General features: G+C 30.0%; 16 protein-coding genes and 1 riboswitch. Of the genes, 2 read left to right on the plus strand and 14 right to left on the minus strand.

Translation table 11 applies throughout. The features are described 5' to 3' along the window. Nucleotides 1-379: 379 nt before the first annotated feature. The 8 genes from metH to CLOBL_RS05470 all read right to left on the minus strand — a co-directional run bounded on the left by metH (nt 380) and on the right by CLOBL_RS05470 (nt 15,900). On the minus strand, nt 380-4,021 hold the full coding sequence (gene metH, locus CLOBL_RS05435; RefSeq protein ID WP_077858082.1) for a methionine synthase: 3,642 nt from the start codon (nt 4,019-4,021) through the stop codon (nt 380-382). Nucleotides 4,022-4,204: 183 nt separating this feature from the next. Continuing rightward, complete coding sequence (locus tag CLOBL_RS05440; RefSeq protein WP_077858083.1) at nt 4,205-6,634, minus strand: histidine kinase N-terminal 7TM domain-containing protein; 2,430 nt, start codon at nt 6,632-6,634, stop codon at nt 4,205-4,207. A gap of 388 nt (nt 6,635-7,022) precedes the next feature. Next, nucleotides 7,023-7,106: riboswitch (cyclic di-GMP riboswitch) on the minus strand. Between the two features lie 258 nt (nt 7,107-7,364). Beyond that, nucleotides 7,365-8,186 carry an MBL fold metallo-hydrolase gene (locus CLOBL_RS05445; protein ID WP_077858084.1) on the minus strand — a complete coding sequence of 274 codons (822 nt, stop codon included), beginning with the start codon at nt 8,184-8,186 and terminating at the stop codon, nt 7,365-7,367. Between the two features lie 55 nt (nt 8,187-8,241). Beyond that, on the minus strand, nt 8,242-10,233 hold the full coding sequence (locus CLOBL_RS05450) for a hypothetical protein (RefSeq protein ID WP_077858085.1): 1,992 nt from the start codon (nt 10,231-10,233) through the stop codon (nt 8,242-8,244). Between the two features lie 92 nt (nt 10,234-10,325). Further along, nucleotides 10,326-12,404 (minus strand): alpha-glucuronidase family glycosyl hydrolase, encoded by a 2,079-nt coding sequence (locus CLOBL_RS05455; RefSeq protein ID WP_077858086.1) that lies wholly within the window; start codon nt 12,402-12,404, stop codon nt 10,326-10,328. Between the two features lie 213 nt (nt 12,405-12,617). Then, nucleotides 12,618-13,460, minus strand: coding sequence for a carbohydrate ABC transporter permease (locus tag CLOBL_RS05460; protein WP_077858087.1), 843 nt, complete (start codon nt 13,458-13,460; stop codon nt 12,618-12,620). Then, nucleotides 13,460-14,395: a sugar ABC transporter permease gene (locus CLOBL_RS05465; RefSeq protein WP_077858088.1), complete on the minus strand. Its 936-nt coding sequence runs from the start codon at nt 14,393-14,395 to the stop codon at nt 13,460-13,462. The genes CLOBL_RS05460 and CLOBL_RS05465 overlap by 1 nt, the downstream gene beginning before the upstream one ends. 176 nt (nt 14,396-14,571) lie before the next feature. Further along, nucleotides 14,572-15,900 (minus strand): extracellular solute-binding protein, encoded by a 1,329-nt coding sequence (locus CLOBL_RS05470; protein WP_077858089.1) that lies wholly within the window; start codon nt 15,898-15,900, stop codon nt 14,572-14,574. A gap of 414 nt (nt 15,901-16,314) precedes the next feature. Between CLOBL_RS05470 and CLOBL_RS05475 the strand changes: the two genes are divergently transcribed. Together CLOBL_RS05475 and CLOBL_RS05480 are read left to right on the plus strand one after the other, a co-directional pair. Next, nucleotides 16,315-17,103, plus strand: coding sequence for a response regulator (locus CLOBL_RS05475; RefSeq protein ID WP_077858090.1), 789 nt, complete (start codon nt 16,315-16,317; stop codon nt 17,101-17,103). Further along, nucleotides 17,103-18,863 carry a sensor histidine kinase gene (locus CLOBL_RS05480; protein WP_179117686.1) on the plus strand — a complete coding sequence of 587 codons (1,761 nt, stop codon included), beginning with the start codon at nt 17,103-17,105 and terminating at the stop codon, nt 18,861-18,863. The genes CLOBL_RS05475 and CLOBL_RS05480 overlap by 1 nt, the downstream gene beginning before the upstream one ends. 135 nt (nt 18,864-18,998) lie before the next feature. On the opposite strand, the gene gpmA is transcribed toward CLOBL_RS05480, so the two are convergent. The 6 genes from gpmA to CLOBL_RS05510 all read right to left on the minus strand — a co-directional run bounded on the left by gpmA (nt 18,999) and on the right by CLOBL_RS05510 (nt 25,454). Continuing rightward, on the minus strand, nt 18,999-19,742 hold the full coding sequence (gene gpmA / locus CLOBL_RS05485) for a 2,3-diphosphoglycerate-dependent phosphoglycerate mutase (RefSeq protein ID WP_077858092.1): 744 nt from the start codon (nt 19,740-19,742) through the stop codon (nt 18,999-19,001). A 234-nt stretch (nt 19,743-19,976) separates the two neighbouring features. Beyond that, nucleotides 19,977-21,032, minus strand: coding sequence for an NAD(P)-dependent alcohol dehydrogenase (locus CLOBL_RS05490; RefSeq protein ID WP_077858093.1), 1,056 nt, complete (start codon nt 21,030-21,032; stop codon nt 19,977-19,979). Nucleotides 21,033-21,203: 171 nt separating this feature from the next. Beyond that, entirely contained in the window at nt 21,204-22,748 is a 1,545-nt protein-coding gene (locus CLOBL_RS05495) for a hypothetical protein (RefSeq protein WP_077858094.1), read from the minus strand. A gap of 30 nt (nt 22,749-22,778) precedes the next feature. Beyond that, a complete protein-coding gene (locus tag CLOBL_RS05500) occupies nt 22,779-23,414 on the minus strand; it encodes a Fe-only nitrogenase accessory AnfO family protein (RefSeq protein WP_077858095.1) in 636 nt (211 codons plus the stop codon). Between the two features lie 216 nt (nt 23,415-23,630). Then, nucleotides 23,631-24,194, minus strand: coding sequence for a GNAT family N-acetyltransferase (locus CLOBL_RS05505; RefSeq protein WP_077858096.1), 564 nt, complete (start codon nt 24,192-24,194; stop codon nt 23,631-23,633). Nucleotides 24,195-24,344: 150 nt separating this feature from the next. After that, complete coding sequence (locus CLOBL_RS05510; protein ID WP_179117687.1) at nt 24,345-25,454, minus strand: PrsW family glutamic-type intramembrane protease; 1,110 nt, start codon at nt 25,452-25,454, stop codon at nt 24,345-24,347. Nucleotides 25,455-25,504: the final 50 nt, after the last annotated feature.

Consider the following 25,504-nt stretch of genomic DNA (forward strand, 5'->3'; position numbering starts at 1 on the left):
GAACTTACAGCATTCCCCATTTAGAAGTTAATTTTCCAGAAATAATTTTGAGAACATTGGAATTACTTTTTCCATATTATATCCTCTAAAATAAATTATGAATTAAATAAATCACACAATACCATAACATCAATTATTCTAAAAATTATATCACAATTAAGTTGTATATTTTATCATTTATTGTAAATAATGTATTTTATATATTATTTAAATAAAATCATTACTTTAAAAAGATGTAATTAAATAAAAAAGTCCCCACAAAAATCCAACTGTTAGATTTTGTGGGGCTTGTTGATATAAGAAAATTTAACTTTCTAAATCACGAAAAATGTTTAGATTCGCTTTGAATAATCTATCTAATATTATTAACTCAAGATATTTAATCTATAAGTGTATACATGAGCTTTCTAAGTTCACCCTTATCCCTGCCATTCCTCTTAACATAATCTTCAAACTGATCTTCATCAATTTTATTAATGTCAAAATACTTAGCATTCTTATTTCCAAAATAAAGGCCGCAGGTGCTTGCTGTTGGGGACATCATATAACTATCCGTAAGTTCTACTTTTAACTCTCCCTCTTTATCAAGAAGATTAAATAGTTTTACCTTTTCTGAATGATCTCTAAGGGAAGGATAACCTATTGCTGGTCTTATTCCTCTATAGTTACCTTTAAAGATATCTTCCATTAATAAGTTTTCCTCTTTTGAATATGCCCAGAATTCTTTTCTTACTTTTTCATGAATATATTCTGCAAAGGCTTCTGCAAGTCTATCTGCAAGTAAGATTACCATTGTTGCACTGTAATCATCACCAGAAGCTTTAAGTTTATCTGCGTATTCCTTTGCTCCTACTCCACCTGTAGTAATGAAGGCACCTAAATAATCTTTTATTTCACTATTCTTTGGTGCTATATAATCTGATAAACAAAGGTACGTGTTATCTTTTTTCTCCTCTTGTTGTCTAAGAAGATTAAAAGTGGTTACCTCTGAGTTATTATAAACTTCAATATTATCACCTACAGAATTAGCTTCAAAAATACCAAAAGCTGCATTTGCTTTTAGGATATTTTCACTTTCTATTTTATCAAGCATCTTTTCAGCATCAGCTAATAATTTTTTAGCTTCTTCACCGTATTTGGGATCTTCAAGTATTTGTGGATATGGCATTCCCATATCCCAGCCTATGAAGAAAAAGCTCCAATCTATATACTTTCTTAATTTTCCTATAGGAAAATCTATGAATTTCTTTATTCCTAGCATCTTAGGTTTATCTATTTGTTCCTTATCCCACTCTATCTTTAAGTTATTTTTTCTTGCATAATCTAATGGAATGAATTTTCTAGGCACTTTGTTGAAAAGTTCTCTTATTTTTTCATATTCTGCTTCTAAAGCTTTAAGATATTCGGCTTTTTTATCTTTATTTAAAAGATATTTCGCGGCCTCAACAGCTTTTGATGCATCGGTTGTATGAATTACTCCACCTGAGTATTTTGGTGCAATTTTAATTGCAGTATGAGCTCTCGAGGTTGTTGCTCCACCAACCATTAGTGGAATTTTAAAGCCCTGCTTTTCCATCTCTTCAGCGACAGTTGCCATTTCTTCTAGAGAAGGAGTTATAAGGCCGCTTAAGGCTATAATATCTGCATTTTCATTTTTAGCTGTTTCTAAAATAACTTCTGTAGGTACCATTACTCCAAGGTCGATGACTTCAAAGTTATTGCAAGAAAGTACCACTGATACAATATTTTTACCTATATCATGAACATCACCTTTTACAGTTGCAAAAACTATTTTTCCTGCACTAACACTTCCACTGCTGCTTTTTTCTTCTTCTAGATATGGCATTAAAACTTCAACAGCCTTCTTCATAACTCTTGCACTTTTTACAACCTGAGGTAAAAACATCTTTCCGTCACCAAAAAGTTTGCCTACTTCATTCATACCATCCATAAGAGGTCCTTCTATTACCTCTAAAGATTTGCTATATTCTGTTCTTACTTCTTCAACATCCTCTTTAATATATTTATCTATACCTTTTACTAAGGCAGTTTTTAATCTCTCTTTAACATTTTCGTTTCTCCAAGCTTCTTTGCTCTCTTCTGCTTTGTTGTAAGCTTTGTTGTAGGTTGCTGCAAATTCCAAAAGCTCCTCTGCTGCATTTTCACTCTTATTAAAGATAACTGCTTCTACTTTTTCAAGTAACGCTTCATCAATTTCATCATAAATCTGTATCATTCCAGGGTTTACGATGCCCATATCCATTCCAGCTTTAATTGCATGATATAAGAACACTGAATGCATAGCTTCCCTTATTACATTGTTACCTCTAAAGGCAAAGGAAAGATTACTTACACCACCGCTTACTTTTGCATAAGGTAAATTTTCTTTTATCCACTTAGTTGCATTAATAAAGTCCACGGCATAATTATTATGTTCTTCTATTCCTGTTGCAATTGTTAAAATATTAGGATCAAAAACTATATTTTCTGGAGGAAATTTAACTTCGCTTACTAAAATATCATAAGCTCTTTTACAGATGCTTATCTTTTTCTCATAAGAATCTGCCTGACCATTTTCATCAAAAGCCATGACAACAGCCGCTGCCCCAAAGTCTTTTATAACTTTAGCCTGTCTTTTAAATTCCTCTTCTCCTACCTTAAGACTTATTGAATTTACTATTGGTTTCCCTTGAAGTGCTTTAAGTCCAGTTACAAGAACCTCAAACTTAGAGGAATCTATCATTACTGGCACTTTAGAAATTTCAGGTTCACTTGCTAAAAGTTTAAGGAAATTATCCATCTCCTCTTTTGCCTCTAAAAGAGCATCATCAAAGTTTATGTCTACTACTTGAGCTCCATTTTGAACTTGATCTTTTGCGATAGATAAAGCTTCTTCGTAATTTTTCTCTCTTATTAATCTTGCAAATTTCGCTGATCCTGCTACATTTGTTCTTTCACCAATATTTATGAAATTATTTTCTTTATTTGCTCTAAGGGCTTCTAAACCGCAATAAACTGTTTCCTTCTTAACATCAGGTATCTTTCTTGGTGGTATATCCTTTATTGCTTCACTTATTGCTTTTATATGATCTGGAGTTGTACCACAACAACCGCCGACAATATTAAGACATCCATCCTCTGCTAAACTTTTTATTAAAGCAGCTGTATCTTCAGGTTTTTCATCATATTCACCAAAAGAATTTGGAAGTCCTGCATTTGGATACATGCTTATAAATCTATTTTGAGATTTTGAAAGATATTTTACAAAAGGTATTAAATCCTTTGCTCCAAAGGAACAATTTAAACCTATTGCAATTATGCTTTCATCAACCATGGTATTTACAAATGCTTCTAAGGTCTGACCTGAAAGAATTCTTCCACTTTTATCTGCGATAGTCCCAGAAATTATTATAGGTAAATCCTTGCCCTTTTCTAAAAATGCAGACTTTGCTCCCATAAGAGCAGCTCTTGCATTTAATGCATCAAAAATTGTTTCTATAAGAATTAAATCTACTCCGCCATCTATAAGTCCTAAAACCTGCTCTTTGTAAGCCTCCATTAATTCATCAAAGCTTATGTTCCTATAACCTGGATTTTCAACATCTGGAGATAAAGATGCAGTTTTGTTTGTAGGTCCAAGTGACCCTGCTACAAAACGAGGTTTATCTGGATTTTCTGCTGTAAATTTATCTGCAGCAGCTCTTGCTAGCTTTGCTCCTTCAAAATTAAGTTCATAAGTTTTATTTTCCATTTCATAATCCTTTTGAGATATACTCGTACTATTAAATGTATTTGTTTCAATTATATCTGCTCCAGATTTTAAATACGCCTCATGAATCTCTCTTATTATATGAGGATTTGTAAGATTTAAAATATCATTGTTTCCCTTTTGATTGCAGGAAAAGTTTAAATTTCCTCTATAATCATTTTCTTCTAATTTATAATTTTGAATACAAGTTCCCATGGCTCCATCTAGAACTAATATTCTTTCTTTCAAGAAATCTTTAATTTGTAGTTTCATTAAGTTTCCTCCCCAAGTATTTCATCTTATTGCTTATCTTGTTTTCATCCATCTAAATTCAATAAGAATTTATGAAATTATCTTTTAGTATTATATAAAAATCCGCTTTACCTGCTACTAAAAGACAAATATATATTTAATTTTAAATGATTTATTGCAAAGAGTCCAATTTTTTATGTTTTATTATATTTTTTTACTTTTCACCAAACGCTTATATTCATACATTCGCGCATCAGCTATTTTTAATAGTTCATTAAATTTCATTCCGTCCCTCTGACCGTTGACTATTCCATAACTATAACTGCAAACAATAGTCCTCTCACCAAAGCTTATTGGATTGCTCTTAAAACTCTTAGCAAGTTCCTCAAATCTATTCACCAAATCTCCTTGATCTATATCAAAGAAAATCCCTATAAATTCGTCCCCACCAAATCTTCCTATAATGTCAGAAGTTCCTCTTAAAGTACTTAATCCTTTGGCAAAAGTTTTAATCAACTCATCACCACACAAGTGCCCATAATTATCATTAACGAATTTTAAACTATTTAAATCAAAAACAGCTGCACAAAATTCTTTTTTATCTGCACTCTCACTATAAATATTTGTATTAACCAATTGCTCAAAATAACTTCTATTATAAACATTAGTTAATTTATCGTACCTAGATAAATACAAGGTTTCTTCATAAAGTTTATGTTTGGCAATTGCAATGGAAGCTTGATTTCTCATATACTCCATTAACTCTATATCTCCTTCATTAAATGCATTATTATATATACTATCAATATTTAAAAATCCATACAATTTACCCTCTATAATAATAGGCGAACTAATAGAAGACCTTATTTTTACTCCTTCCATTGTATCTAGCATATTTATATTCTGCGATTTATATATATCATTGAAAATAACAGTTTCATTTATTTTTTCTCCGTTATTAAATCTTAAACGATGTTCATCCAGTTTAATTGAAAATGTCTTAATTTCTTCTGAATCATAACCTTTTGCTACAGCTATTTTTAAATTTTTATCTTCATCCAAAAGTAATATTGAACCACTGTTTTGCTCATCAATGCAATTAATAACTTCATCTAATATTAGTTGGAGTAAATCATTAATATTAGTTATTTCATTAATAGAATACCCTATCTTAACCATTACTTCCTTTAACTTTAATAGCTTATCTATTCTTTCTCTATTCTTCTTTTCTTCTGTAATATCCATTATTACACCGACTAAGCCCTTATTTTTGTCATGCTCATCTTTAACAACTGATTTACTAAAAATCACATCATGATATGTATTATCATTATGTTTAAGCTTTGATTCATAAACTTGAGTCCCATTTTTCTCAATTAAATTTCTATCAGATTCATAATATCTTTCTGCTAGACCCTTTCCAAATACATCATAAGCAGTGTTTCCTATAAGTTCTTCTTTCGTTATTCCCAAAAATTCTATAAATGCAGTATTAAAGTGGTTATATCCCCCCTGTTCATCTTTAGAATATATTGGATGAGGAATAGCATTCATAAGAGTTTCAAGAAATTTAAAATTATCAGCCAACTTCTTTGCATGAAGTTTAATTTCAGTAACATCGTTAAAAATTAAGATTTTTCCAATGATTTCATCATTTTTTCTATATATATTGTTTATATTTATCTTAAAATATCTAAGCTTATCATAATTTTTTATTGTTATTAAACTTTCATTATAAGAATCGCTATTTAAAGCTTTCAATACTTCCTTATATTCCTTTAATACCTCATCTATTTTTTTATCACCAGCTTTTATATTTTTTAATTCTGAAATTATATTTTGAGATGAATCATTAAAGTTAACTATATTATTTTCAGAATCTAGTATTATGACTCCATCTAACATATTAGAAAAGACTTTTTCTAATGCTATTGGCGCAAGTTTTAATAGTTTAAAATTTAATATAGCATAGCTGGAAATTATCCCTGAAAAAGAAAATGCTAAGGGACACAAATCTAAATTAAAAGGCATTAATCGCAACGTATAAACAATATCTGAAATCCATGGAATTATCCAAGCCATTATTAAGAGTAGTATTTGTTTTCTTACTATTGATACTGCTTTAGAATAGGCAAATATAAATATTATTAATCCTGCCAGCATTGAAGAATATGTATAAACAATATTCAGCCAATAAAAAGGTCCTTTTACTATTTCTACAATTGGAAAAATGCCATCATTATTCATATATAAACTCTCATAAAACAAATGATGAAAATCATTTGTATAATTCATTATTAATGTAATTACAGGTACAATATAAAATAACTTTAAAGTACTCTTTTTTAATCTTTCTTCATAACCATTAAAATTAAGTGCAAGCATTAGCCAAACCACAGGTAAAAACGCTATTCCAAGATACTCTACTTTTATCCAAAACTTCACCTTTTCAAGGCTTGTACTTAATATTTCAAAGGCATATCCAAACTCATATATTGACACAGGAAGCAAGCACATAGACATATATACTTTATTTCTTTTCCATGAAAAATATCCTATAAAAACTAAAACTACTGCTGACACAAAAAGTATTAAACTAAAATAATAATTTACGTTCAAAACATCACACCTCATCCGTATTATCCTAATGCAACCCATAATCATACATTTTTCTTTTGTACAATTTAGCTTAACATACTGTATTAATACTTAACTATAATTTATATTTAAACCAAGATTATTACCCTAAATACCATCTTGCATTTTCTACGATTATAATTTTTTATAAATTCTTATATATATGTTGCAATTGGTTTTCTGCATTTTGCATCTGTATATTTACTTAGCAGATAGAAACATCTTAACTATAATTTTATTATTACAACATTTATATACAGGCATACAATTATTACTTCTACTAATTAATAATTATCATTTCTTAGAAACTTTTAATATCCATACGCTCTCATTATTTTGTAAAAAAACGGCCAGTATAAAAAATAAAAATATAATAATTTATATTTTTTATGCTGGTCGGTTGTACCAATCACTCAAAGTTATCCAGGTACCCAAATACAGAAAACTTATCATAGTGTCCAATTTATATATTGTATTTTTAGTATAATCATTACCCATTTCTTGTGGTAATGTTACCATGTTTGTGGAAAAAAATCAATGTCTTCTATTTATACTACATAATTGAATATTTTATATAAAAAGTATATTAAAAACATTCTAAGTCTTATAATTTATACAACGTAAATTAACTATAGCTTAAAATATCTTATAAATTAATTTCAAAATAAATAACTCACGAAAATCTAACTTTAGATTTCCGTGAGTTCTATTATGGAGACTATTATTTCTACAACTTATCTTTACTAAAAACAATAGAAACAAAATTGGGACTAATAAAAGGTTCTCCCCCCTCAAAATACATAAATGCTTCATAAGGATATGCTTCATTAAAATACGGTGTACTTTTAGAAACATCAATACTATTAACACAATGAATCAGCCTATTTAATAATTCTTTGCTATAAAGTTCAGCTGAATGAGAAGTAAGATTAATATCAAATTCTAATTTATTTAACTTTTCAAGGCTATTGAGATATTCACTTATGTTTTTACTTTCTTTTAGGAACATCCATACATGCTGTAATATTGTATCACCTGAAAGCAGTAACTTATTCTTTCTGTCAATTAGTGCAATACAGCCATCAGTATGCCCTGTACAATAAATTACTTCAAGCTCATATCTTCCTAAGCCAAATACTTGCCCTTCTTCTACCGGAATATAGTCTATCTTATAAAGCCTATTTACATAATCTTTTTCTTTAAAATCTTTTGGAAGCATTGCATTTTTCTTATAATTACCAATAGTTTTATTTCTCTTGTCTGATAATAGAATATCCTTTACTAAGGCTATATCATCTTCATGAATGTATACTTCATTAAATTGATAATTCCCTCCCATGTGGTCAAGGTGACCATGACTGTTAATCACAATAATAGGTAAATCCGTTAAATCTTCAATTACTTGTTTTAAATCTCCAATACCATAACCCGTATCAAATAATAATGATTTTTTACTTCCTACTATTAAGGTGCAGCATATCTTGTTCGGATCGCTTATATGATATACTCCATCCATTATTTTCTTAATATTATAATATTGATTATCCATACAAACACCTCTGTTCTTAATACAATGTTTTAGTTTCATAGCTTACCTATTTTTATTAAACTTCCTTAACCAAATGTTCATTGCACTTATCCCAATAATCACCAGTCAGCCCCTCTATAATAGCTCCACTTGCCCATGGCATTAAACAAAACCATGTGCTGGCAAGAGATCCATCATCATATTTTTCACATACCAAGCCTTCAGAATGACAAAATCTTTCAGACATCCAGCCTTTTTTCCCATAGTCATATTCTCTATCATAAGTGTTATAGGTTTGACATCCCCAGCCTATTACATCCATCATTCGATCTTTAACATATTTATCTTCCATATTTTCCGCAAAATACAGCAATTCGTCTATAAGATTACTTGACATTGGATGAATATGAGGATTGGCAATAGAGGTTACGCTACCTCCACAACTAGACCAGCCACTTTTACTAAGAGGCGGTACTTTAACAGGAGAATTGTAACAGAACTTAAAAGAAAATTCATAACAAATCGCATCTTTCATATGCTTTAGGTAACTTTTCTCACCTGTTAAAGCATGTAAAAATCGGATAGCTTTTATGTAGGCTAAAATCCCTTCTGAATCAGTAGCTTTATCCGTATCCAGCGGTGCCCCATAGCATTCCATCTGCTTAACATATTCTTCATAATAATGATTTTCACTCTTTCTCAAACTATCCATATGCGATTTATCCCCTGTAAGATAACAGTAATATGCTAAGGCTGCCATGCACCAAGCACCACTGAATGAATCATATTCAATACCAGCCCCTGTTTTCTCTGATAAAATAAATGGATATTCCTCATCAGTATTTTTTGTTTTTTCAACTTTTATAAGAATTTCTTTCACAAATGTGAGCCAATCCTCATGCTGACAATTTTTTAGCTTATTTTCATAATCGTAAGCCTTTAGAACATAGAATAGTAATTGTCCTATCAAATAAGAACTATGCCCCGGTGTATGCATTCCATCAAACCACCATCCATTAACAGACCATTTTCCATCACTGTAAGCCTCGTAAGGTAATCCTGTGATAGGGCTTAGAGAATTTTTTATAATATTCTTAATGCAGGATAATGCCTGATCACGCATTGGTTCATTGACAAGCCTTAAAGCTGCCATTAGTATCGGTGTTGCTACTGATAATCCGTTAGTCCAGGCAATAGATATAATTTTGTTATACCTATAACCGTCACTATTCTTATCCTCAAAAACCTGGCCAGAATAGCTAAGGTCTTCCGGCAGCCATGCATCCTGATAAACAGCCTGTGCCAAATCAGCTACTGTTGTTAGTATATCACTAACCTTTCTTGGGCTTTGATGATAACGATAGTATACTTCTTCTATGACGGCATTAACGTCAAGTACTGCTTTAGCGTCAAATTCATATACATCCAATTTAAATTCAAATCTCTCTCCAGATTTTAGTTCAAAACAATTTTCATCTAAAGCTGCTCTTTCTCTAACGTCATGTGACTTTACAAATAGCCACGGTGCATTTTCATACCCCAAAGTATAACCTACAGTTCCTTTAGCTAATGAACAAGTATATCCTGCATATTGATAAAATTCCCCTTCCACTTCAGGTTTCCATTGCTCTTTTATGCCATTACTCATTGTGAAATATGGACTTGCACTAAACCCATATATTTTTTCTGTGTCATACGCCAAAACTACTGGATGAGATAGCCTGTCACCTCTTACCATCCACCAAGGAGATGAAGGCCGTATTGTTTCTTCTCTTAGCCTTGGAAACTCATTAGGAACATTCTGCGGACACTCACCACGATTTCTACCATACATAAACGCTGGCATAAAATAACGTGGATTTATTTTATCAAATGATAGTTCTATATGAATAACACCACTCCAACTTGTTTCATTTTTATTATTAACACTTATATTTACTTGAAATGGGTTCTTAATATTTCCATCTCCACCTACTATCTCTACAGATGTATCTAATCCCTGCTCATACAATGTCAGGTAATCATTATTTTCTTGTTCTTTATTTCTCGCTGTAATTATAACTTCCATCTTAATCACCTCCTGATTATCATCCATACGTTCTATCTATACATACATGTTCGCTATCTGCAATTTATAATTTTTCAGACTACGTCTATTAACTATTCATAAATCCTTCTATTTTTATTATCCTTAATTCCTGTCTTTCTGTAAAAATACGTATTTACCACGTCTCTCCATTCCTTTGCATCTTTTATTTGTATATCCAGCTTTTCTAACACTGCATTAAATATCTCATCATTATTAATATTCTCTTTTAATCTTATCCAATTTTCTCTAAAGACTTTGGCTTCCTCAACTCCTTCAAAATGAGTATCATATATATGCTGAATCACAGTCTTTCCTGTACTCAACTTATAGGTGTAAGGAACATGGTGAAAGAATAATAAAAGTTCTTCTGAGCAGCTTTCCAAGGATTCATACATCTTTGCTACAGGTTCCTTATACTGCAGCGTATATGCAGTTCCAGTGGCAGCTGTTCGATCTACCCCTAAGCCTTTAAAATCAGCATAATGATAAGTTCCCCAAAGAGAATATTCATACCCATCTACACTTGGACCATAATGATGATTAGGGTTTACCATCCACCCTATACCTAATGGACTAGTATACTTTTCATATATCTCTCTAGATTTAAGCAACATAGAAATTATTATTTCTTCACATTTTTCATCACATGCAAAAGTCAGCTTAATCCATTCTTTTGTTATATCCAAAGCACTAAAATCAGGATTCCATGTGAGCCTTCCAAATCCATATAAATTAGCTTGTGCTAAAGGATGTCCGGTCCAACACAAACTATCACCTATATTGGAAACTCCAGCAATTCCACCGTATTTACTGTTAAATAAACTGCCCGATACTACTTTTTTAACTTCTGATCCCTTACCTTTTGCATAAGTATCAAAATCTAAGCATTCCTTCCATAAAGGTACAAGATAACATAGATGCTTCTGCTGACCAGTATATTCTTGTGTAATTTGAAGTTCCATGAATTCATTAGTTTCTTCCATAGCTCCAAATAATGGGGATACTGCTTCTCTTATTTGAAAATCCATAGGTCCATATTTTATTTGTAAGACGACATTATCTAAAAACTTTCCATCCAGAGGTTTAAAGTTTTCATAAGCAGCCTTTGCCCTATCCTTAGAACGATCTCTCCAATCAAGTAAACAGTTGTATACAAAACATCTCCAAATAACAATTCCATTATAGGGCTTTAGTGCCTGTGCTAACATATTGGCACCTTCTGCATGATTACGTCCATAAGTAAAAGGACCTGGTCTAAATTCCGAATCTGCTTTTACAAGAAAGCCTCCAAAATCAGGTATATAATCATATATCTCCTTCGCTTTTTCTTTCCACCATTCCATAACCTCTGTATTTACAGGATCAGCTGTTTCAAGTTCACCTAATTCAACAGGCGCTGCAAAATTTACACTTAGGTATAGCTTGATTCCATAATTTCTAAATACCTCAGCTACTTTAGCTACCTGAGGCAAATACTCTTTTGTTATAAGTTTAGTTTCATATTCATGCACATTTACATTATTAATAGATATTCCATTAATACAAATAGATGCTAATAGCCGAGCATAATCTTTAATTCTACTAAATTCACTTACTATATTATTATTCTTAAAAAATATAGATTTCCCAGCATATCCTCTTTCAATTTCTCCATTCATATTGTCCCATTGATTTATTATTCTTAATGCATTCCTTGGATTTTCAATAGACTCTATCTCAGGTAAAGACTTTCCTATATAAAGCCCTCTAATAAAATGAAATACTCCATAAAGTACTCCGTTTTTATCCTTTCCTATTATATAAAGCACCTCTTTATTTTCTACATATTGTATTGATATACAGAAACCTTCCCGTAAAAGTTCACGATTTATATTAGAATATAAATCACTGTTGTTTAAATCTTCTATTGTACCTACAAATATATAAGAATCTTTTGGAGCAGAACTACAGATTATTGGCATATTTTCAAAGAACTTAGTTATAGCTGTTTTTAACTCATTTACTGCTGTATAAATCACTGAATTGCTACTTTTCACAAATATATACTTAAATAAATCCACATATTCCTTATATAAATCAATACTCTGACTTTTCCTATAATCTAACCAACAATCATACATTTTACTTGTATCGTTTAATACTTCTTTCATATCTTATCTAACCTCTCATTTAAATTTGATATTTAACAATCAATAATTTTTATCGAAATTCAAAAAGTACTATTCCAAATTCTACATTTGAAAAATGCATAGCGCATAGTAAGCCGCTACATATTTCTAAATTTAAAGTTAAATATTCATAACAAACAAAAGCATAGTTATCATAACTCAACTATACTTTTGCTATTTTATAACGATTTCTTTCTAACTCTTCATACCTGTTGTAGCAATTCCTTCTACGAAATATTTTTGAGCGAAGAAGAATACTAATATACAAGGTATTATGCTTACCAACGCCATAGCCATTATCTGATTCCATGGAACCGCTGAAGCTGATGAATCAAGGGATATTCTAAGTGCTAAAGGCAGAGTTAATTTCTTAACACTGTTAATGTAAACCAATGAATTAAAGAAATCATTCCAAGTCCACATAAATTGGAATATTCCTGCAGAGATTAATGCGGGCTTAGAAAGCGGTAATATAATCTTTGTAAATATAGTAAAGGAATTGCACCCATCAATTATTGCTGCTTCATCAAGTTCTGTTGGCAGTCCTCTAAAAAACTGAACCAACATAAAAATAAAAAATGGATATCCTGCAAAAATTGCAGGCACAATAAAAGGATTATAACTATCGATCCAGCCTAGATCCCTAAACAGCATGTATTTAGGAATGATAACTACAGCATTTGGTAGCATAAGTGTAGATAACATAAGCGCAAATAATATCTTTTTGAATGGAAACTTAAATCTTGCAAAACCATAAGCCACCACAGCACTAGATAATACTGTAAATAATACAGTTGGTATAACAAGCTTTATAGTGTTAATAAAAAATGTACTATATCCATATTGGCCTGTCCCTTTCCAGCCTTGAGCATACGAGTCCCATATAAAATTCTTAGGAATTAACGATGCTGACCCAAATAATTCTTCATTGCTTTTAAAGGAAGCAAAGAAAAGCCATACAACTGGATAAATCATAATTATTCCTACTGCTACTAAAATTATATATCTGAAAATTTTACTTCTTGATCTATTTTTCATTAAAATTTACCCCCATCATCATAATAAACCCACTTACTTGAAGTTTTAAATATTATACCTGTGAATATCAAGATTACTATAAACAAAATCCAAGATAATGAAGATGCATATCCCATTTTAAAATATCTAAATCCTTCTATATATAGCTTCATTCCGTATAAATAAGTTGATTGCATAGGCCCTCCACCTGTAATTACAAAAGCAGATGTAAATTCCTGAAAAGCTCCTACTAACTGCATAATAATATTGAAAAATACTATTGGAGTTAGCATTGGTAAAGTGATTGTAAAAAACATTCTAATCTTTGTTGCGCCATCCATTATTCCAGCCTCATATAGTTCCTGTGGTATCTGTTTCAAGCCAGCAAGAAACAATACCATTGAAGAACCAAACTGCCATACAGCAAGAATATCCAATGTAAATAACGCCAAATGAGGACTTCCTATCCAATCCTGAGGTTGTATTGAAAATATAGCTAAAAGCTGATTTACTGTGCCTTCCTTCATAAACAAGAATCTCCATAATACAGAAACAGCTACACTTCCCCCAAGTATAGATGGAATATAATATATAGTTCTAAAAGCATTTATAAATTTTAATTTTGAATTTAAAATCATGGCAATTAATAATGCAAACGCTAATTTTGCAGGAACTGACGTAAATACATATATTACTGTTACCTTTAATGAGTTCCAGAACTCATGATCAATTGTTAAAGCATTTATATAATTAGTCAAACCAACAAACTTGGCTTTTCCACTTAAGCCCAAGTTAGTGAATGAATAATAAAAAGATGAAATCAAAGGATATAATTGAAACCCTAGAAAACCTAATAGCCATGGTGCTATGTACAGTAATCCTGTATATTTTTTTAGTACCTTACTTTTTCTATGAATAGGACTATTTTCTACTTTTATAACAGTACTTTGTTCCACGTATAAACCTCCTAACCTTATTTTAAATTATTCTACTAAGATAGCTAATTATCTATTTAAGAAAAACTCCAGCATAATATATTAATCCTTCATTATAAACAATAAAATGATTAATTAAGTTAAAATGCTTGCTGGAGCTTTTCAAACAACTTTACCGGATCTTAATTAATTAAACTTTAATTTGAACTCTTCAATTCTTTTAACTTACTGTCATAAAGTTTAATCAAGTCATCTGCTGCTTGATCTGGGGTAAATTTTTTATAAGCAACGTTTTCAATTTCAGTTATTAAGATGTTTCTTAATTCCTGATTGCTGGATGGAGCATTGTATATTAATCCTGCATTTTTTGCTGCTGGATCAACAGCTTTCACTGCTAATGGATCTATTTTTTTTGCATCTAATGCTGCTTGTCTTGAGGCTTCTACAGGAGGTATAGATCTGACATCTCCTAACGCTACAGCTGCTTCCTTATCATTGAAGAAGAAGTTCATAAATTTAGCGGCTTCCTTTGCGTTAGGTGAATTTTTATTAATGCAAAGTAAAGTTGCAGGTCTTACTAATACGCCTGAATTTTTTGCATCTTTAGGTACTGGAACCAATGTAACATCTGCACTGTCTCCTAATGGTTTACCAATTACTCCAAGTCCTGCTGCCCAAGTAAAAGCACCACCAAATTGTTTATTGGCCCATGCAGTATTTTCTTCTGGCTTATGATTAAATGTAAAGCTTTGCTCTGCTGGCTGCAAAACCCCTTCATCAAACATTTTCTTTTCAAGTTCAAATGCTTGAGTAAGTGTGTCCTTATCAAACCCCATTGTATAATCATCTTTTATCCACTGCTCACCAGTTTTTTGAATTACATATGGCATAATAACAAAATCCAACAAATTATTTTGCTCAGCATTAATTAAATAGTTATTACTATTTTGCTCATGAAGTTTCTTTCCTGCTTCAATTAATTTATCCCAATCCAAATCTTTAGTTAAATCAATACCAGCAGAATTTAGCATATCCTTATTAAAAATTAGGGTTTCTGCATTTAGTCCCATTGGCAATCCCTGTATTTTTCCGTCAATTGTACAATAACCATCTAAAAACTTCTTATCGAAACCACTCATATCAATTATGTCTTTAAACTCATTTAAGTCATAAAACATTTCTCCCTGTTTTGCATAATCATAAATCCAAGGATTGTCCACTTGAATAAGATCTGGTGCAGTACCACTGCCTAACTGAGTTGATAACTTGTCATTATATCCATCAACTCCACCATATTCAGCTTCAATCTTTACATTAGGGTTTTTTTTCATATATAGATCTATAGCTTCTAAAGTTGCCTTATGACGTACATCACCGCCCCACCAAGAAAATCTCAAAGTTACTTGTCCTCCTTGGCTACTATCTTTAGTAGCTGCTTCTTTTGTAGAATTACCACAACCTACAAACACTGTTGTAGTAATTGCAAGAGCACATAAAATGCCAATAAATTTGAACTTCTTTTTCATTAGAAACCCTCCTAATTTTATACAGTAATAAATGCACTTAAAATTTCACTTACTGCTGCAACTTTACTATTATTTTACCACGTATGTAAATCATTTCATAAGTTATCTATTATTATATATGGTATCCTTATAACAGAACTTCTTTATTTCCAAATTTAAAAGGTATCTTTTTCTTATAAAAAACATCATTTTCTTATTATTAGAATCACTTTCTCATAATCCCAAACGCAATTGTTGCTTTATATATGCAATTTTACTTTTATATGGTAAAATTTATATAGATTCTATAACAATATAATCCAAAATATGTTAATCAATGTACATTCATTTTAAAAAGCATCAGATTTAAGGCTATTACTATAATATTTAAATCTCATAGCTCTTTAAAGATATATTAATAGGGGGAAACTTATAATGTACAAATTACTTGTAGTAGATGATGAAAATGAATCAAGAAACTTATTATGTAGATATTTTCCATGGAGTGATTTAGGCTTTGAAATTGTCGATCAGCTTGAAAATGGGAAACTTGCATTACAGTACATTTTAAATAATCCTGTAAATGTAATTCTTTGTGATATAAAAATGCCATTTTTAGATGGAATTGAGCTTGCAAAAGAAATCTTCAACCGTAAACTTAAAATTAAAGTTATCTTTTTAAGTGCTTATAAAGACTTCGAATATGCCCGTAACGCTCTAGTCTATGGAGTTAGTGATTATATTGTAAAGCCTTCAAAGTACAATGAAATTTTTGAAGTATTCTCTTCTCTAAAAAAAGCATTAGACAGCGAAGCCTTATTTAATAATAATTATATTTCCGACATAGAAGCAAACGATTTCAAAAATTTATCAACTTATGATTCAAAGATAATTTCATTTATTAAAAATTATGTAAATGAACACTATAAAAATGCTAGGCTTGAAGATATTGCTGAAGCAGTTCACATGAATCCTAACTATTTAAGTCAATTCTTTAAACAAAAAACTGGGGAACGTTTTTCTAATTATTTAATAAAGGTTAAAATGAATCGTGCTGCCGAGCTTTTAAATGATATAAGATATAAAACATATGAAGTTAGTGAGATGGTCGGTTACAGTAATACAAAAAATTTCACCAGAACCTTTAGAGGCTATTATGGCAAAAGTCCTAAGGAATATAGAAATCCAAAAAATACTATTGATCCTGAACCTTCTGAAAGGTGATGATTCTTTTGAATAAAAACTTCTTTATAAAGAATTTATTAATGTTTTTAGTTCCACTACTAATACCCACATTGATACTCGGATCTCTATCAATAGTCATAACCCAAAGATATATTAAAGATCGAACAACCCAAAATAATATCGATCTTTTAAACCAAGCAAAGACTAACATTGACTTGATTTTCAATGAAATAGATACACTTAATATTCAATTTGATAGTGCAGGAAATATGCCTCTAACTCTAAAAAATGTTTTAAAAAAGAAAACTTTGTATTCATCAGATTTGGCAGCCATAGACACAACTTCCTTTTTTTTAAATTCCTTTGCTAATTCAAAACCTTATATTTATTCTATACATATTTATTATGAAAATGATAATGGTAGATTTTGTACCACCAACAATGGTATAACGAACTTAAATAATTTCTTTGATAATTCGTGGTATAATAGCTATTTAAGCCATCCCTCAAATAAAAAAATGTGGATAGAAAAAAGAAATTTAAAACAATACGATTTTGAGGAACAAGGAACAGAGCTTATAACAATTTATAAGAGGATGTCCTTAAATAATGGTGTAATAGTTTTAAATATCAAAGCTGATTATATACAGAATTTATTAAATAAATCTGTTACTGCACCAGAACAAAAAATATTTATATTAGATGATAATAATACTGAAATTGTCAGCAGCCAAGCTTCCGAGAATATAAATAATTTTGACATTAAAGAGCTTACAAATTTAAACACTAACACAATATATTCTTCATCAGAAAACAAATTCTTAAGTAAATCAGTTATTCATTCTGATAAATTTTCTTGGAACTACATCTCTGTAGTTCCAGAAGATATATTGTATTATGTTTCTATAAAATTAGGTAAATATACAATTATATTATTATTAATTTCATTTATTTCTGGGTTGATTTTAACTTTCTACCTCACTAAGAAAAACTATAAGCAAATTAGAAATATTATATCAATAATTGATTCAGCTAAGAATAATCAAACTCTTCCAGTAGTAAGTAGCAATACCAAAAATGAATTTAGCTATATTATAGAAAACTTACTTACCACTTTCATTGAACAACATTATCTAAAGGTACAGCTATCCGAAAGAAAATATAAATTAGAGAATATGGAACTTCTTGCACTGCAATCTCAAATAAATCCTCATTTTTTATATAATACTCTGCATACAATATATTGGGAAGTAATAAAAGTATCTGGAAGCCATAGTGCCCCTATTAAAATGATAGAAAATTTATCTGATATACTAGATTATTCTTTAGCAGCACCTTCAAGTAAAGTTTCTATTGGAGATGAAATTAAATACACTAAAACTTATCTTGATATTCAAATGGTAAGATATTGTGATAAATTTGATGTGATATGGGCTTACAAAGAAAACGTACAAGCTATATCTACAATTAAATTATTAATACAGCCTTTAGTTGAAAATTGTATATATCATGGTATTAACAATAAGGACGGCAAAGGTAAGATAAAAATCAAAATATCACTTAAAGATAATCTGCTGACTCTTGCTATCATTGATAATGGAATCGGAATTAATACTAAGGAGCTAAAAGAAATAAAAGATAAGTTAGCTTTCGACGGAGAGCACTCAAATCATATTGGTTTATTTAATACAAATAAACGCCTTAAGTTAACTTATGGAGAAAACTATGGTCTCTGCATAAACAGTAAATCAGGTATTGGAACTGTAATTTACATTATGACCCCTATATCTTATGATTAAGAATTAAAATACTAAAAATAGGGGCGTTTTCTGCCGTTATTTTTAGTATTTTCTTATATTAATAATCTAAATTTTAGTTAATTATACGAATTACGTATTTTATATTTATATAGATATTCTACATCTATAACTATTTTACTCTCCTTTATTTATATGCTTAGGAATTGAGTCTTTAGGAAGTTTGCCTTCAAAGGATAAATAATAATGATTAATTGGCTTTAATTCATCATCTAATTCATAAACCATTGGAGTTCCTGTTGGAATGTTTAGACTTGCAATACCATCACTTGAAATGTTATCTAGATATCTAATCAAAGCTCTTAAAGTATTTCCATGAGCAGATATTATAATTTTTTTACCGGCTTTTAACTCAGGCACTATATTTTCATTCCATTCTTCTAATACTCTATTTTCAGTATCAGTTAGATTTTCTGTTAATGGTATTTGTTCTTCCTTTAAATCTCTATATTTAATTTCATTTCCTGGATACCTTGGATCATCCTTTGTTAATTCTGGAGGTTTTTCATCTACAAATCTTCTCCATTTATGAACCTGCTCTTCTCCATATTTTTTAGCTGTTTCCTCTTTATTCAATCCTTGCAATGCTCCGTAATGCCTCTCGTTTAGCCGCCATGACTTATATACAGGTATCCACATTAAGTCCATTTCATAAAGTGCTATACACAATGTTCTTATGGCCCTCTTAAGAACAGATGTGTACGCTTCATCAAAAGTAAATCCATTTTCTTTAAGTATTTTTCCTGCCCTTCTGGCTTCAAAAAGTCCATTTTCTGATAGATCTACATCTGTCCATCCAGTAAATTTATTTTCTAAATTCCAAAGACTTTCACCATGTCTTATTAATACTAATTTAATCATAATTTCATCATCCTTATTTAATTTATAATTTATTCACGACATTTATATTTTGATATCTATACTATTATGATTCTTCAATCAAATATGTATACATTTATGATAATTCTTTTCAATCAAATCATATTAATAAGGCAAAATTACACAAATAAAAATTTCTTTTGTCATATATCTTTACTTAATAATAAAAGCAAAGAAATACTTTTTTCTTTGCTTTTAATTACCTAAAACTATTTTTTATATTACCACTACTGCTTTGATTAAATTTTTTGGTTTTTCTTTCATTAACATAAGAGCTTCTTCTATGTGCTCAAAACCATAAAATACATGTGTAACCAGCTTACTTAAATCTATACGGTTATACATTACCATATCCTTTAACATTTCTGCTCTAAGACGTCCGCCTGGGCAAAGTCCTCCTTTTATGGTTTTATGAGCCATCCCACATCCCCACTCTACACGTGGTATTGCTAAATTACTTTCTCTTCCATAATAATTAATATTAGAAATTACTCCTCCTGGTTTGACAATTGCTACTGCCTGAGACAATGTCTTAGTATCTCCGCCAGCTATTATTACACGATCTACCCCTTTGCCATTTGTTATTCTCATTATCTGCTGTACAATATGATTATTCTTATAATTTATAATATCTGTTGCTCCGTAAAATTTTGCTGCCTCAACGCAGGCTCTTCTGCTTCCTACACCTATGATTCTTCCTGCTCCTCGTAGCTTTGCTCCAGCGATAGCCATTAGACCAACTGCTCCTATACCAATTACTGCAACACTAGATCCTATTTGTATATCTGCAAGTTCTGCACCATGAAAGCCAGTAGTCATCATGTCTGTTATCATAACAGCACTTTCTATAGGTATTTCTTTAGGTAATATAGCAAGGTTCATATCTGCATCGTTTACATTAAAATACTCTGCAAACACTCCATCCTTGAAGTTTGAAAATTTCCATCCTGCAAGCATGCCATTTGAATGTTGGTGAAATCCCGCCTGGACTTCTAAAGATCTCCAATCTGGAGTTGTACAAGGAACTATTACTCTGTCTCCAGCTTTAAACTCCTTAACTTCACTCCCAACTTCAACAATTTCACCTACAGCTTCATGACCTAAAATCATATTATGTCTTTCTCCAAGCGCACCTTCATAAACAGTGTGAATATCCGATGTGCATGGTGACACTGCTAATGGACGTACTATTGCATCATATGGACCTGCTATTGGTTTTTCCTTTTCAACCCAACCAACTTCATTAATACCTAACATTGCAAAACCTTTCATAAATAGAAGCCTCCCTATTTTCTAATTAATTTTTTAGACTTTATAATTATATATGCGATTATCATAATAAATATAATTTGAAGCTTCATTTAAGTTTTACATTATTTTAACATTTAGTTTCTGATTTACAATTGAAAAGCCACTTCAAATTTGAAATAGCTTTTTAATGTGTTAAGTTCTTTTACTTATTTTATCTATTATCTCTTGTTCAACAAGTTCCATATTGGTCTTTCCTATATATCCAAAGTTACATTGATTAAATTTTATATAATTCATGGCTTTATGAAAAGTTGAATGATTCATATATTTAGTATAGAAAAATATATAATCAGAATTATTTAAGGCATTTATATCAAAGTTCTCATTAAACCCATTTAATGTTCTTATTTGTGGATATTTAATTCTGAACCTTCGTCTCCACTCCTTATCCCCCCCAATTATAATTATTTTTTTATTTTCAATATAATCTTCTAAATTTTTATTTAAATCTAAACTTTCATTATCATTACTTAAATTAAGCTCGTATTCTCTTAAAGATTCCAGCTCAGCTCTAAGATTTTTTTCTTCATTTAGTTTATTTTCGAGATTTTTAAGTCGTTCTTCCATTGCCTTTATTTCTAATTTATGTTCATTGTCTAATTTATTTATTTCATAAGCTAAATTTTTATCATATGACGCTTTTTCTTCATTTAGTTGTTCAAGTTTACTTTTTAAGCTGCTATTTTCAACTTCAACTCTATTTAATCTTTGCTCAAGCTCTTTTAACTTAAAATTTAACTCTTCTCCGTTTTTCTCTATATAGAGCTTTCTCACATTCTGATATTCATTTAAAAGGGATTGTACAAATATCCCGTTAATAATATTATGTACTAATATTTCTGGATCTTTGTTTTTAGATATTCTGACATAAGACAAAATTATCTTATCAATATTAATAAATTCAAAATCTTTAAAAAGATGATTTATACTGAGTTTATTGCTTAAAAACAAATCTTCTAAAAACTCTCCACTATTTCTTATTTCTTCATTATTGTGGCTTATAATATCTTTATAATTAAATGTTTTTCCATATTTTCTCTTTAGTAATACTTTTATTTCCTGTATTTGAGCTTTATACCTTTCTAGTTCCGCTTCAATATTTTGATTTATTATATTCCCAAATTCAAAATCCTCTATATCCTCCAAGATAGATATTATAAATCCTTGATCTACACTCTCAGGAGAAACATGTATAGAAAAATACAAATATATTGCTGCATCAAATCTTGCCTCTACATTTCTAGTGATTATATCCATTTTCATATATTTATTCTTCAATTTTTCATTATTCTTCTTTTTTACAGAATTAAATATAACGGGATAATATTTTCTAAGTAATTTAATTACTTTACTTCTTACATTGTTATCAAACTCAGCTTCTACTAAAATCCCCAATACTCTTCTCGCCTGTATTTCCTGCTCAAGGGTTCCCTGCATAATAATACTGTAGTTTATACAATGAGATTTTTTAGCCGCATTATAATACTTAAGTTCATCGCTCATATATATTTTGTCAATTTCTCTTTTCATTTCACTACTTCTAGTTAAACTAAGGCTTATATTAGCCAGAATATAGTTAGTTATAATATTTTCATCAATATCCCAATTTTCAGATATCATTTTTGAAAAGACTTCAATATTCATTTTGGTATAATTTTCTTCTTCTTTGTATTCCATAAACATCACCTCCTTATTTTTATGCAATGATTATTTTTTGTTTACTATTATCAAATAATCCCCTTCTCCTACTTCTGAAAACTGAAAATTGAAATTGAGCTTAGTTAAATAACTTTCCAGCCAGCCTGGAATATGACTACATGTTAATATTAGTTCATTGAAATTTCCTTCATTTAAAAAAGGCATTAAAGCTTGCTTTGTTGTGATACCGATATTACGGTCTTGTAGTTCCCTTACGTTTAAAATATAGCATCCATTATTTCCGATCTCCATTGGCTTAACATTTTGATTTTTATCATTGAAATTTTCTGAATCTATAATTTTAATCTCCTCAGCTTCTTCCTTCTCCTTTTCTAATATATAATCGAGAACTTCACTTGACCTGCCCTTCATTTTCCAAGTACTAACCCCCATACCTTCAAGCATTGTATATGCTAAATCAGAAAATTCTTTTGCCACAAAAATTTTACAGCTTCCAAGTACCTCTGCAATATTAAGAGTATCTAATCTTATATCCTCTTTTTCTTTTGTACTATGAAATTTAAATGGAAGCTCCCTTATAACCCTCCAATTATTGTCTTTTGAAAATATTTTAATAATTCCGGTTTCATTTAAATCAGCAATTTCGTCTAATTTATTTATATATACTGCAATCTCAATAACCATATATACCTCCCTACAACAATTTAGGAAGAAAAGCCGCAGGCTTTTCAAAAATTATATTTATATATAAAAAAGCCTAATCAATATACTTTTTAAGTACATAAATTAGACTTCGTAGCCGTTTATTAAGTTATCCGTTGTGATAAACTAATTCTTTAAAACTTATATGTTATTAATATTATAAATTCTAAAATCGCATTTTTCAATATCATTATTTTTCTAATTTAATATTAATTTAACATACTGCAAATATAATTTTTTCGGAATGATTTCTTGGTAAATGTTCTCTAAACCTTTGTAAATATCCAATTCCTCCACTTTGCTGCTACATAAGCACATAATCGAATAATTTACATTAAATAAGCAAATCGATATTTTAGTCATTTCCATTTCATTTCGTTTATAAAAATCTATTCTTCTTTTTCGAATTATCTTTTCATCTTCATCGGGAGCATCTTCAATCTTTTCTACTTCCACAATTATTCCATCATAATTTTTAAATTGATCTTTCAAAATACTTAAAAATCTGCTTCCTATTCCTTTATCTCTATGCTCAGAGCATACTGCATAATAGTCAATCAACAAATATGACTTTCCAGTAACTAAAAATGCATAGGCTAGTAGCTGTTCCTTCTCATACAATCCATAACATATATAAATTTTCTTCTTTATAAGTTTCTCTATCATATCAAGAGGCTTTAATTCTTCAGGAGGAAAATCCTTCTCTGCATATTTATAATATACTTCTTCAATGTCTTCAATACTTAATTGTTTTAAATTCATTTTCACTCATCCTATCTAGTACAATGTAGCATCTATGTTTATTATATCATAAATACTATTTATAAACTGTACATAGAGCATTTTATCATTTTACCACTAAACTAAAAAGGAACTTATTTAATTACTTGAAATTTTTTACTTGAATTTAGCTTAAGCTCTTTGTGCAAAAGTCAAACTTGAAATTTGTTTTAATCCTGCACTAATTAACATTAATATAATAATCCATGCTGTTATGGTAAGTACTATTTGAACATAAGGAAGATCTCCAATGTATATAGGCATATCCCAAATTGCATGTAATACTATTACAGTAACAAAATATTTAAGAAATTTAATATTAAAGATATATTTTATTTTTAATCTATTATCTTCTTTCACCATTGCCAAAGCTGCTCCAGAGATAGCCGCCCAGACAATATGTCCTCCAAAAGCAAAAATTCCTCTTGTATAAATTATACTTATCATCTCATGGATTTCTGATCCATAAGCAAATATATATCCAGCTGTTTCAAAAACTGCAAATCCAGATCCAATTGCTGCTCCAAAAAGCAACCCATTTAATATATATTTCCTCTCACTTCCTCTTAAAAAATATGCAACTACAATGAATTTAGCCATCTCTTCAGTAATACCTATTATGACAGCACCATAATAGTCTACATCACTAATAGAAACCACTGTATCTAATATCATTGTCATAAGCAAGGAAGAAATTCCTCCAAGAAAAAATATTTTAACCACATCAAAAATATTAATATTTCTTGGGGCATTCACTTCCCAGAAAAAAACAAGCAAGGAAAATGGTATCATTAAAGCGCCTATAAATACAATTCCTGGATATGCTAATATATTTTTAAAAACCCCAAGTAATGCCACCAGGCCAAGAAATGTTAATGCAAATAGAATAAAAACTCTCGAATATAACCAAGGTTTAGGCCATTTAGAACAGATTTCATTTTCCTTAGGTGAAGTTAAAGCTGTTCCGCAAATAAATGTGTTTTCTCTTTCTTCTGGAGTATGTTTCTTAAATACATTGACTATTAAATCTGTTAGCTTTAATTTAATTGCTATACCTCTAGGCGTAAGAGTCCTTGGGTTATCCAAGAAACTTTCCGAATTATTCTCTGCCTGCTTATTAAGAACAGAATCATTACCATTTTGAGATGGCAAAGTACCATTAGAACCACATGAGCCGCAAGTTTTTGAACTATCAGAAGCTTTTCCCTTGCAGCTTTTACAGTCTTTCATGTTTTTCTCCATAGGTTTTCCTCCTTTGTTTTTTTATTTTATTTTCTAAGTTTTTCTGTTAT

It is taken from the genome of Clostridium sp. BL-8 (assembly GCF_002006495.1).
Taxonomy (GTDB): domain Bacteria; phylum Bacillota; class Clostridia; order Clostridiales; family Clostridiaceae; genus Clostridium.